The 17,228-nt window shown below is 33.1% G+C and carries 14 protein-coding genes; 4 read left to right on the forward strand and 10 right to left on the reverse strand.

All coding sequences use genetic code 11. The annotated features are described in order from the left end of the window. Positions 1-8: 8 nt before the first annotated feature. The gene (locus tag KQI38_RS14560) at positions 9-1,217 is read right to left on the reverse strand and encodes an L-lactate MFS transporter (protein WP_216560691.1); all 1,209 of its coding nucleotides are present in this window, start codon (positions 1,215-1,217) and stop codon (positions 9-11) included. 165 nt (positions 1,218-1,382) lie between these two features. Between KQI38_RS14560 and KQI38_RS14565 the strand changes: the two genes are divergently transcribed. Beyond that, complete coding sequence (locus KQI38_RS14565) at positions 1,383-2,924, forward strand: putative polysaccharide biosynthesis protein (protein ID WP_216560693.1); 1,542 nt, start codon at positions 1,383-1,385, stop codon at positions 2,922-2,924. Between the two features lie 78 nt (positions 2,925-3,002). After that, entirely contained in the window at positions 3,003-3,896 is an 894-nt protein-coding gene (locus KQI38_RS14570) for a DUF4349 domain-containing protein (protein WP_158220055.1), read from the forward strand. A gap of 25 nt (positions 3,897-3,921) precedes the next feature. On the opposite strand, the gene KQI38_RS14575 is transcribed toward KQI38_RS14570, so the two are convergent. The 4 genes from KQI38_RS14575 to KQI38_RS14590 are packed head-to-tail and all read right to left on the reverse strand — an operon-like array spanning position 3,922 to position 9,114. Then, entirely contained in the window at positions 3,922-5,700 is a 1,779-nt protein-coding gene (locus tag KQI38_RS14575; RefSeq protein WP_216560695.1) for an aminopeptidase P family protein, read from the reverse strand. Further along, positions 5,690-6,772 (reverse strand): ethanolamine utilization protein EutH, encoded by a 1,083-nt coding sequence (eutH, locus tag KQI38_RS14580; RefSeq protein ID WP_094902441.1) that lies wholly within the window; start codon positions 6,770-6,772, stop codon positions 5,690-5,692. The genes KQI38_RS14575 and eutH overlap by 11 nt, the downstream gene beginning before the upstream one ends. A gap of 48 nt (positions 6,773-6,820) precedes the next feature. Beyond that, positions 6,821-8,008 carry an amidohydrolase family protein gene (locus KQI38_RS14585; protein WP_216560697.1) on the reverse strand — a complete coding sequence of 396 codons (1,188 nt, stop codon included), beginning with the start codon at positions 8,006-8,008 and terminating at the stop codon, positions 6,821-6,823. Then, complete coding sequence (locus tag KQI38_RS14590; protein ID WP_216560699.1) at positions 8,002-9,114, reverse strand: amidohydrolase family protein; 1,113 nt, start codon at positions 9,112-9,114, stop codon at positions 8,002-8,004. Before KQI38_RS14590 ends, KQI38_RS14585 begins: the two co-directional genes overlap by 7 nt. A 274-nt stretch (positions 9,115-9,388) precedes the next feature. On the opposite strand from KQI38_RS14590, the gene KQI38_RS14595 reads away from it, so the two are divergent. Continuing rightward, a complete protein-coding gene (locus KQI38_RS14595; RefSeq protein ID WP_216560701.1) occupies positions 9,389-10,567 on the forward strand; it encodes an IS110 family RNA-guided transposase in 1,179 nt (392 codons plus the stop codon). Positions 10,568-10,874: 307 nt separating this feature from the next. On the opposite strand, the gene KQI38_RS14600 is transcribed toward KQI38_RS14595, so the two are convergent. The 5 genes from KQI38_RS14600 to KQI38_RS14620 are packed head-to-tail and all read right to left on the reverse strand — an operon-like array spanning position 10,875 to position 16,582. Further along, positions 10,875-12,638: a peptide ABC transporter substrate-binding protein gene (locus tag KQI38_RS14600; RefSeq protein ID WP_216560703.1), complete on the reverse strand. Its 1,764-nt coding sequence runs from the start codon at positions 12,636-12,638 to the stop codon at positions 10,875-10,877. Positions 12,639-12,695: 57 nt separating this feature from the next. Continuing rightward, positions 12,696-13,664: an ABC transporter ATP-binding protein gene (locus tag KQI38_RS14605; RefSeq protein WP_216560708.1), complete on the reverse strand. Its 969-nt coding sequence runs from the start codon at positions 13,662-13,664 to the stop codon at positions 12,696-12,698. Beyond that, a complete protein-coding gene (locus tag KQI38_RS14610) occupies positions 13,654-14,697 on the reverse strand; it encodes an ABC transporter ATP-binding protein (RefSeq protein ID WP_094902433.1) in 1,044 nt (347 codons plus the stop codon). The genes KQI38_RS14605 and KQI38_RS14610 overlap by 11 nt, the downstream gene beginning before the upstream one ends. A 9-nt stretch (positions 14,698-14,706) precedes the next feature. Further along, positions 14,707-15,660 (reverse strand): ABC transporter permease, encoded by a 954-nt coding sequence (locus KQI38_RS14615; RefSeq protein WP_094902431.1) that lies wholly within the window; start codon positions 15,658-15,660, stop codon positions 14,707-14,709. A 28-nt stretch (positions 15,661-15,688) separates the two neighbouring features. Further along, the gene (locus KQI38_RS14620) at positions 15,689-16,582 is read right to left on the reverse strand and encodes an ABC transporter permease (RefSeq protein WP_216560710.1); all 894 of its coding nucleotides are present in this window, start codon (positions 16,580-16,582) and stop codon (positions 15,689-15,691) included. Between the two features lie 62 nt (positions 16,583-16,644). Between KQI38_RS14620 and KQI38_RS14625 the strand changes: the two genes are divergently transcribed. Continuing rightward, a complete protein-coding gene (locus tag KQI38_RS14625) occupies positions 16,645-17,211 on the forward strand; it encodes a helix-turn-helix domain-containing protein (RefSeq protein ID WP_246565857.1) in 567 nt (188 codons plus the stop codon). Positions 17,212-17,228 lie beyond the last annotated feature (17 nt).

The following is a 17,228-nucleotide window of genomic DNA, read 5'->3' on the forward strand; positions in this document are numbered from 1 at the left end:
TAATATATCTAACCTTCTTGCCTTTCAGACTTAAATGTAAATGCAATTATAGTTGATATTACAAGAAGTATTCCTGCTACTATATATGCAGTATTATAGTTATGGGTGGAGTCAAAAATCGCTGCTGCTGTCATAGGACCTATAATCCCTCCAACTCCCCATCCCGTATAGGTAAGACCATAATTTATTCCAAAATTCTTTATTCCATATAAATCTGTTACAGTTGCAGGAAAAACTGAAAACCCCGCACCATAGCATAAGCCTGCTATGGCCACCCCTATTGCTAGAAGACCTATATTTGAATATTTGGCAAATAGAAACATATTTACTCCTTGTAGAATAAATACCATTTTCATAAGACTTACTCTTCCTATTTTATCTGATAGAGTGCCTCCCAATATTCTCCCAAGAGCATTAAATATAGAAAGCAAAATTACTAATATAAATCCTGCTTGCCAATTTACTTGGCTTTTAGCGATACTGGATACATGTCCTATAATCATTAGACCCGCAGAAGATGAAAAGGTCAACATAAGCCAAAGTTTATAGAAATTCAGTGTCTTTATCATTTCCTTCCATGTGAAATCATTAGATGCTTTATCTTTTTTCTTTTCAGTAGAAGTAGTTTTCTGAGACAAGAAACCTTCAGGGGGGTTCTCCAATAACTGTGCCAATATCAATGTGAGAATTAAAGCTCCAACTCCTATGTAGATAAAAGTCTTAGATATTCCTACTTTATCTATCAAATAATTTGCTAATGGCGAATAGAATACGGAAGATAAACCGACACCAGCTACTACTATTCCAGTTATCATTCCCTTCTTTTCATGGGGAAACCATTTTACTGCTGGCGGTACTGTAGATGCATTTACAGTGCCTATTCCAGTTCCAGCTATTACCCCCATGGTTAGTATCATAATCTTTGGATCTGTAAATATCCCTGAGAATATGAGACCCGCCCCCATTAATATACCCCCAATTGTAACTGTTAATTTTGGACCTTTTTCATCTTGTATCTTCCCAAATATAACCATGGCAATTACAAAAAACACTGTAACCATTGTATAAGGAAGTGATGCTTCCTTACTGGTCCAATTAAGATCTTCAATTAATGCTTTGCTAATTACACTCCATATGTACACTAAACCTGCTATGACATTAGTTAATGTAGCTGCCCATAATACTTTATATTTTTTTGTGGTTAGATCCTTCTCCATATTAGCCCCCTTGTAAAGTCATTATTTTGTACTACAATATTATATCATTGAAAAATCCTACCTACAACAAAGATAGCATAATCATAGTATTAAAAAATCTCCTTAGAATTTTCTCTTTTATAAAACATATAAATAAATATCTGACTATTTTCAAGAGGTGATTTTTTGAATAAAAATAGATTTATTTACGGATCAATTATTATGGTTTTTATGAACTTTCTTATGAAAATCATTGGGTTTGCTTATGAAGTTGCTCTATCAAAATTTCTAGGAGCAGAAGCCATGGGATTATTTCAAATTTCCATGTCCACCCTTATGACTTTCTTAATTATAACTACTTCTGGAATTCCTACGTCTGTAACAAAGTTAGTAGCTCAAGAAAACTCTAAAAAGAATTATAATAATGTAGAAAGCATATTTAATTCAACCCTTACTTTTAACCTTTTTGCTTCTATTATAATTAGTATAATCCTACTATTATTTTCTGAATTCATTTCTATTAAGATGCTTAAAAGCAAAGATATGGTGCTTGGTGTATATTTCATGATTCCAGCTATTATTATTCTTTCTGCAAGCTCAATATTGAGATCATATTTCTATGGTATGAAGGATATGATAACCCCCAGTATTGCACAGATAATCGAGCATTTGACCAGATTCATCATTATCGTGGGCATTCTTTATTATGTGTGCCCTGTAGAACCTATACATGGAGCTACCATAGCTATTCTAGGAATCAGTATTGGAGAATTCTTCGACCTTATGTGGTCACTATTCTCTAAAAGACGGCTATATAAAACTAAGAGCAATTACCCAATTGATAAAAAAAATGAAAAATCTTGCTTAATTAAGGTTTTATATATGTCTATACCTTTAACTATCTCAGGATCATTTGGTGTTATCCTAAGATTTATCAACACAATCCTTATACCTAACAGACTTATGGCTGCAGGATATACTAGTAGTGAGTCTATCTCAATATTTGGGAGAATTATGGGAATGACCATGCCCTTGATTGGATTATCCTTTATAGTTACATCTGCTTTAGTTATCAATCTAATACCTAGCTTATCAGAGCAGATAGCTTTGAAGAGATATAAAGATATAAAAAGAGATATACATTTATCTATCAAAGTCACTTTGTTAGTAGCACTTCCTCTGATGTCTTTATATGTAGGACTCTCTAAACCATTAGCTATCCTTTTATACAATGACCCTCTAGTGGCTAATTTTATACATGTAATGGCTTATGGTACTGTTTTGTTGGCACTACAACATACCTTCTCGGGCATACTATTGGGTCTTAATAAGCAAACCAGTGCTACTGTCAATAGTATAATAGGTATGATTCTCCGAATAATTCTTATATATATTTTCGTGGGAAACCCCAGATTTGGAGTAAATGGAATTTTTATTTCTTTTTATGGTTCTAATACAGTGATTTTAATCTTGAATCTTATTGCAATACGGTCTGTAGTAAAATTTGATATTGACTATATAGATATTATAGGAAAACCTTTAGTTGCTTCTATATTTATGATTGGGTTTATCTATTTATCTATCCATGATATAGGAAACCTTCAAAACATTAGCACCTTAGGGTTTGTATCTAGCTTATTAGCTGGCAGTCTAGCTTATATTTTTGTTCTATTCTTGACTAAAGCAATACCTAAAAACCTCTTTAAAAAATTAATTAAACTTCCTTAAAATATATGATATTGTAAGGTTTTTGTAACCCCTCCTTTACCAAATTATTGTATAATTTAGCTAAAGGAGATGAATAAAATGAGGAATAGAAAATCAATCTTTATAATGGTTTTAGTTTTTGCTTTGATAGTTTCAGGATGTAGTGCAAAAAAATCTGAATCCTATGATATGTCTGTTCAGGATAGGGCTCCTGCTGAACCATCAGCCGAAAATGAAGAAAGAGGCATGGATAGTGTAGGTGAAGATAAAAAATCCGAATATGATCTAATCGAGCCTGATAAGATAATTACCACAGTATCAATTTCTATGCAAACAAAAGAATTTATGGCTACTGTTGAAAAGTTAAATTCTCTCATAGGTAAATATAAGGGTTATATTGAGAATTCAGATATCTCCTACAATAATTATGTTTATTCTACTAGTTTAAAGCATTCTCAGTATTCAATTAGAATTCCAAGGGAAAATCTGGATACTTTTAAAAATGAATTAAAGGAAATTGGAAATATAATCTCTGAAAACACTTCTAAAGTAGATATTACTAAACAGTATCGAGATACAGAATCTAGACTAAAGGTTTTAGAAGTTAAGGAAGGAAGAATACTTGATCTGCTAAAGAAAGCAGAGAAAATGGAAGATATAATAGCTCTTGAAAATCAACTTACCAATATTATTTATGAAAAGGAAAATTTAACTGCTAATATAATGGATATGGATGATAAGGTAAATTATAGTACTGTTAATTTCTATCTTGAAGAAGTGGCAAAACTAACTCCCGGTGAAAATATAAAAACTCCTTTCTGGACTAAGGTAGGAAATGCATTTAAAGATTCTTTATATTTCTTTACCTACAATATTGAAAACTTAATTATATCCTTTATATATTTCCTTCCATATGGAATAATCATAGGAGTTGTAGCTTATGTAGTATGGAAGTTTATAAGAAAGAGGAATAATACGCTTCCTAAAGAGTAAAAAGCAAGGGAACCCCTTGCTTTTTTTATATACTTCTGGTTTCTTCCTTTAACCAAGCTCTTTCTTCATCATTCAAATAGGACGAAAGTTTACTAAATACATCTTTATGATATTCATTTAGCCATGTTCTTTCATTTTCAGTTAATAACTCTACATCTATTCCTTCTAAATCTATTGGAACAAAGGATATTGTTTCAAATTTCATAAATTGACCTGAATCTGTTAAAATGTCTTCTTGTACTACTGCCACATTTTCTATTCTTACCCCATGACTACCCTCTTTATATACACCTGGTTCTATAGTTACTATCATTCCTGCTTCAAGTACTACAGTATTTGCTACCATGGCAAAACCATGAGGTCCCTCATGTACATTAAGTAAAAATCCAACACCATGTCCAGTACCGCATTTATAGTCTATACCTTCCTGCCACAATGGATATCTTGCCAAGACATCGAGGCTATGACCTGTTGCACCATAAAGAAATCTAGCATTGCCCAAATTGATATGAGCTTTTAATGTTAAAGTAAAGTCCCTTTTTTCTTCATCAGTTATAGGACCCATAACCATGGTTCTAGTAATATCAGTTGTTCCATCATAGTATTGACCACCAGAATCAACTAGATATAATCCTTCTTTCTTTATCTCTGCATTAGAATTTTCACTAGCTGAATAATGCATCATAGCTGCATTTTCTCTATATGCCGAGATAGTACCAAAACTTGGTTCAATAAAGCCTTCTTGCTCTTTCCTAAATTCTAATAATTTATCCTGTGCTGACATTTCAGTAACTGGAATATTTCCTACATTCTTATCAAGCCAATGAAAGAATTTTACCAAAGCAACTCCATCTTTAATATAGGCATTACTTTGGTTTTCAATTTCTGTAGGGTTTTTAATCCCTTTAAGTTTAGTGGTTATATTAGTTTCACTAATTATTTTACATTCCGATGGAATAGATTTGTAAAGCCATCTGTTAATCTTATTTTTATCTAAAAACACCTTGGAATTCTTATCTATAGCATTCACATAATCCGCCACTTCTTCATATTCTGCTACTTCCACTCCATTTTGATTTAAAAAGATTTCTACTTCTTCATTTATCTTATCTTTATCTGTAAATAGATATGCCTTGTCCATTGAAATCAGTCCATAGGATATAATTACAGGATTATTCTCTACATCTTTACCTCTTATATTATAAAGCCAAGCTATATCATCTAGGCTACCTAACAGGAAATAATCTGCACAATATTTTTTCATCTCTATCCTAACTTCTTCTATTTTCTCTCTGCTAGTTTTTCCAGTATATTTTATATCATGTAAAAAAGCCTCTTCTTTAGAAAGTCTAGGTCTATCTTCCCAAATCTCCCCTACTAGATCAAATTCATCAACAAACTTTATCTTCTTTTCTTTAAATTCTTTTTCCAAGTTTTGGACAGAAGACTCTGGAAATGTTTTTCCGTCAAAACCTAAAGAATCCCCATCATTCAATTTCTCTTTTAACCATTCAGTATAAGTTGGAAATCCAGGGATTCTCATTTTAAATAACTTATATTCACTACCAGCTAATTCATTCTCAGCTTGAATGAAATATCTACCATCAGTCCAGAGAATTGCTTCCTCTTGAGTGATGACTACAGTACCAGCTGAACCTGTAAACCCTGATATCCATACTCTTCCTTTGTAGTAATCAGCTACATATTCAGATTGATGTGGATCAGCTGTATTTACGATATAGGCAGTAATTCCTCTATCCTTCATTAAATGTCTTAACTTACTAACTCTTTCATTAATTGTCATACTTGACCTCCTTAGACTTTTCTAATCTTACTAATAATATTGCTATAAAAATAGCACTAATTCCTCCTATTAACTTACTAACTATAAATGGATTAATTGTCTCAGGTGAAACTGATGATATATATCCCAGCTGTCCCCCAAAAGTAAATGCACCAGATACAATAAAAGCAGCATTTAATACCTTTCCTTTTTCATTCATTTTATCATAAATTCCTAGCATTGGAATACAATTAGCTAGAGAAGTAAATATCCCTAATATAGAATATTGATCTAGTTCAAATTTTTTACCTATTTTAGATAGATATCGGTGCAACTTTCTTGATAAGAAATAAAACATAGGATAAGCCCCAGACAATATAATGCCAATTTTAATCACAAGTATAACCCCTTCCTCCAGAGGTATCATACCAGGAACTAATTCATATCCAAACATAAAACTAATAATACTTATAATCAAACCAATGGTACTAATCCCCATTATAATCTTACCTATTATATTGAAGATTTTAACCATATTATTTGGAGATTTGAGTAATCCCAAAATTATTATAATCGAGAATATAAGAACAGGTATTAGATTAAAAACAATATCCATAAATCCTATATTCATCATAGCTCCGCCTACAACCATCCCGAGGGGCAAAGTAGTAATACCTGCTAAAATTCCTTTAGCAAAAAATTTAAAATCTTTCTTAGATACAAGTCCTACTGCAACTGGAATAGTAAATGAAATCGTAGCGCCTAACATAGAAGCTAGTATAAGTCCATTAAGCTTACCGATAACTTCAGACTTTGCTATTTCAATACTCGTTGTATATCCCCCTAAATCTACAGCCAGAATACTACTGAGAAAAACTGAAGGATCAGCATTGATCAGATTGGCTAAAGGATTTAGTATAAACATAAAATATTTCGCTATAACTGGTGATAAGCTATAAATACCAATTATAGTTAAAGCCAATTCCCCCAAAGCTTTAAATCCCTCATCAAACTTTTCTCCCAGTCCAAATCTATTATTTAGTATCTTGTCTATTCCCGCTATAATTGAAAAAGCAACTATTATATAAACCACTTCACACCTCTATTATATTGGATTCTTATGAAACTCTTAATTAATCTTCTATGTATTAGAAGAATATACAACTTTACCATCTATAATGGTTTTTATTAATTTTGCATTAGTATTGTATGCCGGTATTCCTTCAAATATCAAGATATCAGCATCCTTTCCTTCCTCTAAGGAACCCACTCTATTATCTATGCCTAATACCTTTGCAGCATTTATTGTTATCATTCTTAGAGCTCTTTCCACCTCTAATCCTTCTCTAACAGCTTCCCCAGCATGATGAATCAAGCTATCTATACTAATTATTGGAGCGTCTGAAGTCAGAGCAGTTAATACACCTCTATTATCCAATTCAACTACACTTTCTATATCAACTATTCTGCCTTCTCCAAAGCTTTTAATAGAACCAATAGGTCCAAAAACTATTGAGCATTTAGACTCTACTATTTCCTCAATATAATCACTAGCTCCCCATGCATGATCAAGAGAAAATTCAAAACCAAGCTTCTTTGCCACTTCTATTGCAGTCATCATATCAAATTGAGTACAATGTATCTTCAATGGGAGTTCTTTCTTTAGCACTGGTATAATGACCTCTAAATCCTTATCGTATTTAGGCATTTCTTTCTTGCCCAATTCAGCCTCTTCCTTATGACTTAGATATTTCTCAGCTTTATTAAATAAATCCAATATTATACTAGGAATAGCCATTCTACTAGATGGCGCTTGATTTCTATCTCCATAAGTTCTCTTAGGATTTCCGCCTAAAGCAACTTTTAAAGCAACAGGGTTTTTAATCGTCATTTCAAATATATTATCACCATAGGTCTTAGAAGCAAAAACTAATCCACATATAACATTTCCACTACCTGGTGTAATTCCCAATGTAGTTATACCATTTTCATAAGCATATCTAAAATCCTGAGAATCTGGATCAATACCATATATTGCTTCCATACTAGCAGTTATATTGTTAGTCATCTCATTTAAATCATCAACGGCAGTTGCTTCACTAAAATTCATACCACCTATATGTGAATGACAATCTATAAATCCCGGAAGTACTACCATACCATCAGCATCAAATACTTCCACTTCCTTACGACTTGAAACAATATAGTCTAACAATACTTCATTATGTTTATCAATCTTAAGAATTTTGCCATCATCAGCGATTATATATCCTTTTTCTATTATTCTATCAGCCATTGTAAAAATTCTTGCATTTTTTATTACTAACACTGGAATCCCTCCTCACCATAAACAAGCTCACCATGAACTATTGTATTAGCAACTCTTGAATCATAGAATTCAATGGGATTCTTATTATATATGACTATATCTGCAAACTTTCCTTCTTCAATACTTCCCAGTATATGATCTATACCTAGCATCTTAGCAGGATTTAATGTCATCATTTTGATAATTTCTTCCTTATCAACCCCCACTTTATAAAACTCTATGGCATTCCAAAGGTACTTTACCTTACCTCCTGTCCCATAAGTACTAGTAAGTGTAAAACTTATTAAATTTCCTTCCTTTTGAAGCTCCGCAATCTTATATAAATCTGTTTCATTATATCTTCTCTCTGTAAGATATATCTGCTCTCCAACTATAATAGAAGCTCCTGCATCTTTTATGCTATCAATACATCTATCTGCTTGATAAGCACCTACAATATTAAGCTTTATATCGCCAAATTCTTTGATAAGATGAAGAAGAGCGTTTATTTCAGCTGATTTATTGGCCGTAATAAATAAAGGTAATCTGCCCCCTAAAATATCATCTACTATTTCCTTGTTGGCTTCTGATCTATTATTTAAAAACTCTTCTAGCTTTGAAAATACTCCCATTCTTGTCATCGGGCATATATTTTTCTTACCATAGTAATCTTTAACATTGTTAACAATAGAGCCTTTCATACCAACAGGTTCTCTTATTAACATAGTACTTGAATTTTTGCCCCAAGTCCTATATGCAGCCATTTGACCTCCTATAATATTTGTATTTCCAGGGGATGCTCCTATAGTTGTTATACCTACTTTATATAGCTCCTCTAAATCAATTTCCCTATGGTTAAATGAATATTTTATTTTAGACTCTGGAGTTATAGGGTTTGAAGCTTCATTATGGTCCTTTATGCTAAAAGAAATATCCATACACCCAAAGCTGCTTACTGGATCAATAAATCCCGGAAAAACCTCCTTATCTCTTGCATCAATTATCTTTTTATTTTCTACTATAATGTTTTTACCTATCTCTTTTATAATTCCATTCTCTATTAAGATATCATGGTCATCTAAAACAATACCATTGCCTACATGAATATTTCCATTTTTAATAATCAAATTTCTTACTCCTCCTCGTATAATATAGTTACAGTTTAATAACTGTATCTCTTTTCTATCTCACTGTTCTTATGAGATAATATTTGTACAGATAGGGGTCGTAGATCTCCTCCTTGAAGCGTTGTCTTCCTAAATAAGGGTTACGCCTCTTCTTTACATCCATATGCGAATGAGCTGGATAGTACCTAGTTACTGAATATCTAACGAGGTTGTATTGTGTAAAGTAGAGAGGTTCTAGTCTTTATCTGTTAATATTCTAAAAGCTGGTGATTTTATGTTTTATGTTGGTATTGATATTGCTAAGAAAAACCATGAAGCTTCTATTATTGATTCTAATGGTAAGCTTTTAGATAAAAGTATTACTTTTTCAAATTCTGAGTCTGGAAGCAATAAGCTACTTTCCTTACTTAATAAATTTGAAGCTGATTCCTCCAATGTTATTATTGGAATGGAAGCTACTGGTCATTACTGGCTTAGTCTTTATTCTCATCTATTGAATCTTGGATTTACAGTCTATGTTATTAATCCTATCCAATCTGAAGCATTTAGAAAAATGTATATTAGACAAACTAAAAATGACTCTAAAGATTCTTTTATCATAGCCCAAATCATGCGTTTTGGTGAGTTTTCAACTACTTCTTTAGCTGATGAAGATATTATGGCTTTACGCCAACTTTCTCGCTATCGTTTTTCTTTGGTAGATGAATGCTCAGACTGGAAACGCAAGTGTATTGCATTGTTAGATCAGGTTTTCCCTGAGTACTCAAAGCTTTTCTCTGATACATTTGGAGTTACATCTAGGGAGCTACTCTCTAACTACCCTACTCCTGAGGATATACTATCTATAGATACTGATACTCTTTCTAAGCTTTTATCTGCAGCAAGTAGAGGTCGATTTGGAATCTCCAAGGCTTCTGAAATACAGGAAATTGCTTCTAATACTTTTGGTATTAGTTTTGCAAAAGATGCCTTTACTTTCCAAATTAAACAAATCATTGCTCAAATCAACTTTATCGAAGGACAGTTGAAGGATCTTGAAAATGAAATAGCTACTTTGCTTCATAGAACTAATCAGATTATCACTACAATCACTGGAATTGGTGATATTCTTGGTGCTGTTATTATCGGAGAAATTGGTGATATTTCACGTTTTGAATCAGCATCCCAGTTGGTAGCCTATGCAGGTCTTGATGCTTCTGTAAAACAATCTGGAGACTTTATCGGAACACATACTAAAATATCTAAACGTGGTTCTCCTTATCTTCGTAGAGCAATTTGGCTAGCTGCTACTGTTGCAGCTTTTAAAGATCCAGCATTGTCTTTGTACTATCAATCGTTAAGAGCACGCGGTAAGCATCACCTCACAGCCATAGGTGCTGTAGCTAGAAAGGTGTGTAATATTATTTTTGCTGTACTTTCTAATAATAAACCATATGTTCCAAATATTAACTAATTGTATGTTTAAGTATAAATTCAGCCTAATCTCCAAACTCTTGACTTAGGCTTATTTGTTTTGCCTAATTTTACATAAGAATTTGTGGCAGGCTCTGTCAAGGGACTCTTTTTCCCTTGATTGAGTTCTGACATAAATTTTATAATTTCCAAGGCAAAATAAATTAAATTTTTTCTTGACATTTAATAGCTGGTCTTATTTATGAGTAATTATTAGTGATTTAGAGCAAGACATAGTTTATAATTAGCCTATGTCTTGCTCCATTCAATTAAGGGGTTATTAACATTAATTAAATCCTAGTGGTTTTCTATCTCCCAGAGATATATACTTTAGTGTAGTCTACACCAGAAATTGAATTGAAATGGTAATTCTTCACATATTTAGCTGTAAAGAATGTTGATGAAGCTGTGTACGTAGGAACTATTACTGCTGTACCTACAAGAATCTTTTCTGCCTCTACAAATAACTCTGCTCTTTCTTGATTATCTGGAGAATTAGAAGCCTTTGCTAAGATTTCAGCAAACTTATCAGCATCTGGACCAGACCAGCCTGATTTATCACTATTGAAATATCCATTGACAGGTTCATATAATTCTAATAAACCATTAGGGTCATTGTAATATGGTCCCCAACCTGAAGTACAGATATCATAATCTCCAGCATGAACTCTATCCCACATAACATTCCACTCTATCATGTCAATTTTTATTTCAACACCTAACTTTTCTTTCCACTGTTGTAATAACCATTCTGCAGATTTCTTAGAATATTCAGTTGTACCTCTAGTTACATAACTAACATCCATTTTAGCTGGATCTGGATCAAAGCCTTCTTCCTTAAGTCCCTCTATTAAAAGAGCCTTTGGATCTGGATATTGTTTCAAAAGATCCTTTATAACTTCATTTTTACCATTTGTTCTCTCCATGTATGGTATTTCTCCCACATTAATAACGGATGGCATCATTGAATAAAGTGGTTCTGCTTTGCCATTTCTTAAATCTTCAACATATTTTTCTCTATCAAATGCTAATGAGAATGCTAACCTTATTTTTGGATTCTTAAAATATTTATTGCTACAATTAAATCCGAAAAATTCAGGTGCATTTCCAGGAGTAAGACTCATATCAAATCTTCCATCAGCATTAATAAGGTCTATCCATTCAGTGTCTCTTGCTCCAACAACGTCAATATCTCCGCTGATTAACGCTTGTGCAGCAGTAGCAGGATCTTGAATAAGCTTTCTTTCAATTTTTTGGAGTTTTACATCTGAAGCGCCCCAATATTTCTCATTTTTAACAAAAGTCATTTGAACATTTTGATCCCAGCTTTCAAGTAAAAAAGGTCCATTCATTACAACTTTATCTATGGATGATCCATATCCAGTTCCCCATTCTTCATATTTATCTTGTCTAACTGGCTTTGCACCTGTAAGTAAATCAAGGAAATATCCATATGGCTTAACTAATGTAAATTCAATTGTTTTATCATCAATTACTTTTACACCAATATCTTCTGGTTTCTTGTTATATTCTGGATTTGTTCCATCGTTGTAAAGTGATTCTCCAAAGTTTACAATTATTCCATCAAATAACCAAGCATTAGTAGAACCTACTTCCGGGGTAGCCATTGTTCTAAATGTAAATAAAAAATCGTTTGCAGTTACAGGCACGCCGTCACTCCATACAGCATCTTCTCTAATTTTAAAAGTATATACTGTTCCATCAGGAGTAACTTTCCAATCTTCTGCAGCTGCTGGCTTTATTATTGTATTCCCCTTTTCATCAGTCACTTCTGAAACTAAGGTCTCAAGAACAAAATTATGAACACCATTATCAGGAGCTGTAGTGTTTAACATTGGATTAAGACCTGTTATATCACTATTGTCGCTATATCTAAATACTTGCTCTTTATCCATTTGGATTTCATCTTCTTTTGTATCTTTGGATTGTTCTGCACTGGTTGTATCACCTGTATCTACTTGTACCTCTTCATTCTTTCCACATCCTGTTAATGTACCAAAGCATAATGCAAAAATAATAACTAAAATAATTACCTTCTTAATTTTTTTCATATTATCCTCCTTTATTGATAATGATTTTATACTTTAAAAGCCAATGCTATTAAAGACTTAGGATTTTTTTACCATATGACAAGCAACGAAATGCTGATTGTACACTTCTACAAGAGATGGCATTTCTTTGTTACATATTTCCATCGCGTATTTACATCTAGAAGCAAATCTACATCCAGGAAGAGGATTAATAGGACTAGGTATTTCCCCATCTATTGGTATTCTCTTTTTTTCCTTTTCCTCATTAGGATCTGGTATAGGAATTGCTGATAATAATGCTTGTGTATATGGATGCAATGGATTTTTGTAAAGGGAACCACTAGTTGCAAATTCTACTAAGCTGCCAAGGTACATTACACCAACTCTATCGGAAATATGTTTAATCATTGATAAATCATGTGCTATAAATAAATAAGTAAGTCCTCTTGTTTTTTGCAATTCAATTAGAAGATTTACAACCTGTGCTTGTATTGAAACATCAAGTGCTGAAATAGGCTCATCACAAACAATGAATTCAGGCTCTATGGCTAATGCCCTTGCTATTCCAATTCTTTGTCTTTGCCCTCCAGAAAACTCGTGGGGAAATCTAGAAGCATGCTCCCTATTTAATCCTACAGTTTCAAGTAGCTCAAAAATCTTTTCTTCTCTCTCTTTTCCTTTGTACAGATCATGTATATCTATACCTTCTCCAATAATAGCTCCTACTGTCATTCTTGGATTCAATGAAGAATATGGATCTTGAAATATTATTTGGGCTTTTTTAGTAAATTCCTTCTTTTCCCTATGATTGAAACTATGTATATCTACTCCATCATAGACAACTTCTCCTCCTGTGGCTTCATATAGTCCCATTACAGTTTTTCCACAAGTTGTTTTACCACAGCCTGATTCTCCAACAAGGCCTAAGGTTTCACCTTTATAAATATTAAAGCTTACATCATCTACAGCTTTTAGCATGCTGTTTCTTCCAACTTTAAAATATTTTTTTAAGTTTTTTACTTGAATAAGTACCTCTTTATTTTCCATAGACTTCACCTCTTAACAATAATTCCTGCGGCACTCCTCTAACGTCAGCTCTTTCATCATGTAGCCAACAAGAACTTTCTTGTGTTTTGCTAAATTTTATTGATTCAGGATATTTCACTCTACAAACTGTCATACCAAATTCACATCTCGGTGCAAATGGACAACCAACAGGTGGTTTTATTAAGTCAGGAGGTGTACCTGTTAAAGAATATAAAGTCTCTTTATTGTTAGAGCTTAATTTTGGTACAGATTTTAAAAGAGCCAAGGTATAAGGGTGTTTTGGGCTATAGAAAATTTCATCTACAGTTCCTCTCTCAACAATTTTACCTGCATACATTACCTGTATTCTATCAGCAACACTTGCTACAACTCCTAAATCATGGGTAACTAAAATAACCCCTGTATTTAATTCTTTTTGCAAGTCAGCTATTAAATCCATAATTTGTGCTTGAATAGTTACATCTAATGCCGTGGTTGGTTCGTCGGCTATAAGTATCTTTGGATTACATGCAAGGGCGATTGCTATCATGGCCCTTTGTCTCATTCCTCCTGAGAATTCAAATGGATATTGATTTAATCTTATCTTTGCATTAGGTATTCTAACTAGTTCCAGCATCTTAAGAGCCACATTTCTAGCTTCACTATATGACATATCATTATGCAAAAAAACACTTTCTGCAATTTGATCTCCAATTTTCATAGTGGGATTTAAGGATGTCATTGGGTCTTGAAATATCATAGAAATTTCTTTACCTCTAATTTTAGACATCTCTTCCTCATTGAAATCCAGAAGATTTTTTCCGCTGAAATTAATCTCTGAACCTTCTCTTCCAACAACAGACTGAGGACTTGGTAATAAACCCATAATTGCTTTTGCAGTAACTGTTTTACCACATCCTGACTCTCCTACAATTGCAAGATTTTCTCCTCTATCCAAATGAAAATCAATACCTCTAACTGCATATGCAGTACCTGCATAGGTATTAAAAGAAACATTTAAATTTTTAATTTCAAGTAATCTTTTTTCATTCATGTAATACACCTACTTTCTTAACTTTGGGTCTAAGGCATCTGAAAGTCCATCACCAATTAAGTGAAATGCCAACATAGTCAAAACAATCATCAAGCAAGGAAAGAATAACTCATGAGGATAAAACATTAATCTCTGCTGCCCTGCCGATGCTAAGGCACCCCAACTAGTTTTAGGTGCTCTTACCCCTAACCCTATATAGCTAAGAAATGCTTCACCAAAAATAAATGACGGTACCGACATGGTAATAGTAACCATTATAATTCCTAATGTATTAGGTAAAAGATGTTTCATAATAATCCTCTTAGTATCTGAACCTAATGCTCTAGCTGCTTCAACATAATCTTGTTCTTTGATTTGAAGTATTTGACCTCTTACCATCCTTGTAGTTCCCACCCAAGATGTAAGACTCATTGCTAGCACCAAAGAAAATATACTTCTTCCTAGTACTATGGAGAGTATTAGGACAATAATTAAATAAGGTAAGTTCCCAATAAACTCAGAAAATCTCATTATAAGATTATCAGCCAAGCCTCCTTTTAAACCTGCAATAGCACCTAACAATGAACCTATAACAAACATTACTAAAGTGCAACTAAGTCCAATTAATATGGATATCCTTCCACCAACACATACTCTAGTAAAGATATCCCGACCCATATCGTCGGTACCAAACCAATATTCACTATTAGGTTTCAAGCTTTTTACTGAAGAATCCATGTACTGATAATCTTTACCTGACAGTAGTGGTCCAATATATATGGTTAGTACAACTAATATTAAAAGTATCAATCCTACAATTGCTAACTTATTCGCTTTGAACCTTCTCCAAACATCTGCCCAATAAGTTAAGGAAGGCTTGTTTAATGTTTCTCCAGATAATCCCTTTGTACCAACTCTCTCAAACATATCATCTGTTATTATCTCATCATTAATTATTTTTGCATTAATTTCTAAACTATTCATATTATCATTACCTCGCTATTATTTTTGTCTAAGATTTTGCAACTCTAATTCTTGGATCAACAATTCCATATAGAATATCTACTGAGATTAGTGCCAAAGTATATAGTATTGCAAAAAATATAGTAAGACCTATTATCATAGTGTAGTCACTGTCTGAGACAGCTTTTACATAGTAATTACCAAGTCCAGGTATTGAAAACATCTTTTCAAGTATAAATGATCCTCCAAATATACCTGCAACTGCAGGTCCAATCATAGTAACAATAGGAATCATCGAGTTTCTTAGGATATGTTTTCTAACAATTCGTTGCTTTTTACATCCTTTTGCCTTTGCTGTAATAATATAATCTTCGTTGATTACGGAGATTGTACTGCTTCTCATGTATTTTGTATAAGATGCTATACCTCCAATGGCATATACTGTGACTGGTAAAATATAATGTTTTAACTGTCCCCAGCCAAATACAGGAGCTAGCTTCCACTTGAAGGCTATAAAGTATTGTAACAATGCCGCAAATACAAAGCTTGGAATACATATAGCTAAAACAACACAAACCCTTATTATATGATCTCCCAGTTTCTCTCTATTGAGGGCCGAGACCAAACCCAGACAAACTCCAATGGTAATCTGCAGAGTTACAGCTATAATACCTATTTTTGCTGAAATTGGAGCATTTTTTTTAATAACATCATTGGCAGATGTTCCAGTATACATTATGGATTCTCCAAAATCCCCAGTTGTTAAAAGATTTTTCATATATATTAAATATCTTTCGGTCACTGGTTTGTCTAATCCGTATCTAGCACGAATTACACCCTGTGCCTTTTCAGGCATTTGTCCAACTTTAGCCGCTATCGGATCTCCTGGTGCACCTGCTATTAAGAAAAATGTTGCGGTAATAATTAGAAATAAAGTAATCAATGAATGAACCGACCCCCAAAAGTTAGACCTAAGAATCTAACTGATGGGAGGTCGGTTTTTAAATGGCAAAATATAGTTATGAATTTAAGATGAAAGTTGTACAAGAATATTTAGCTGGAAAGGGCGGATTCGCTTTTCTATCTGAAAAATATAATATCTCTTCTACGAGGGACTTACAAAAATGGGTTTCTGCATACAATGAATTTGGCTCTGATGGTTTAATGAGAAAACGAAAAAATCAAACTTACTCTTTCGAATTTAAGCTTCATGTGGTAGAGTTGTATCTAACTACAGAGGTTTCTTATCAGGATTTAGCGCTTTCGGTTGGAATTAATAATCCACCATTAATAAGCAAATGGGTTAATGATTATCGTATTGCTGGACCTGATGCCTTGAAACCTAAACAGAAGGGGCGGCGACCAAAAGTGGATAAACCAAAAGATACTAATCTTGATAAGAGTAGAAAAATAAATGTAGAAACGGAGTATCTTAAACAACTTGAAGATGAAAATCTTAAACTACGAATAGAGAATGCATATTTAAAAGAATTGAGGAGGCTGCGTTTAGAGGGAACACCTCAGAACAAAAAGCGAGAATCATCCACAGCCTCCGAGGATCCTTCAAATTAAAAGATGTTCTCGCAGTT

Origin of the sequence: Tissierella carlieri, assembly GCF_018917285.1 — a bacterium.
GTDB lineage: Bacteria > Bacillota > Clostridia > Tissierellales > Tissierellaceae > Tissierella > Tissierella carlieri.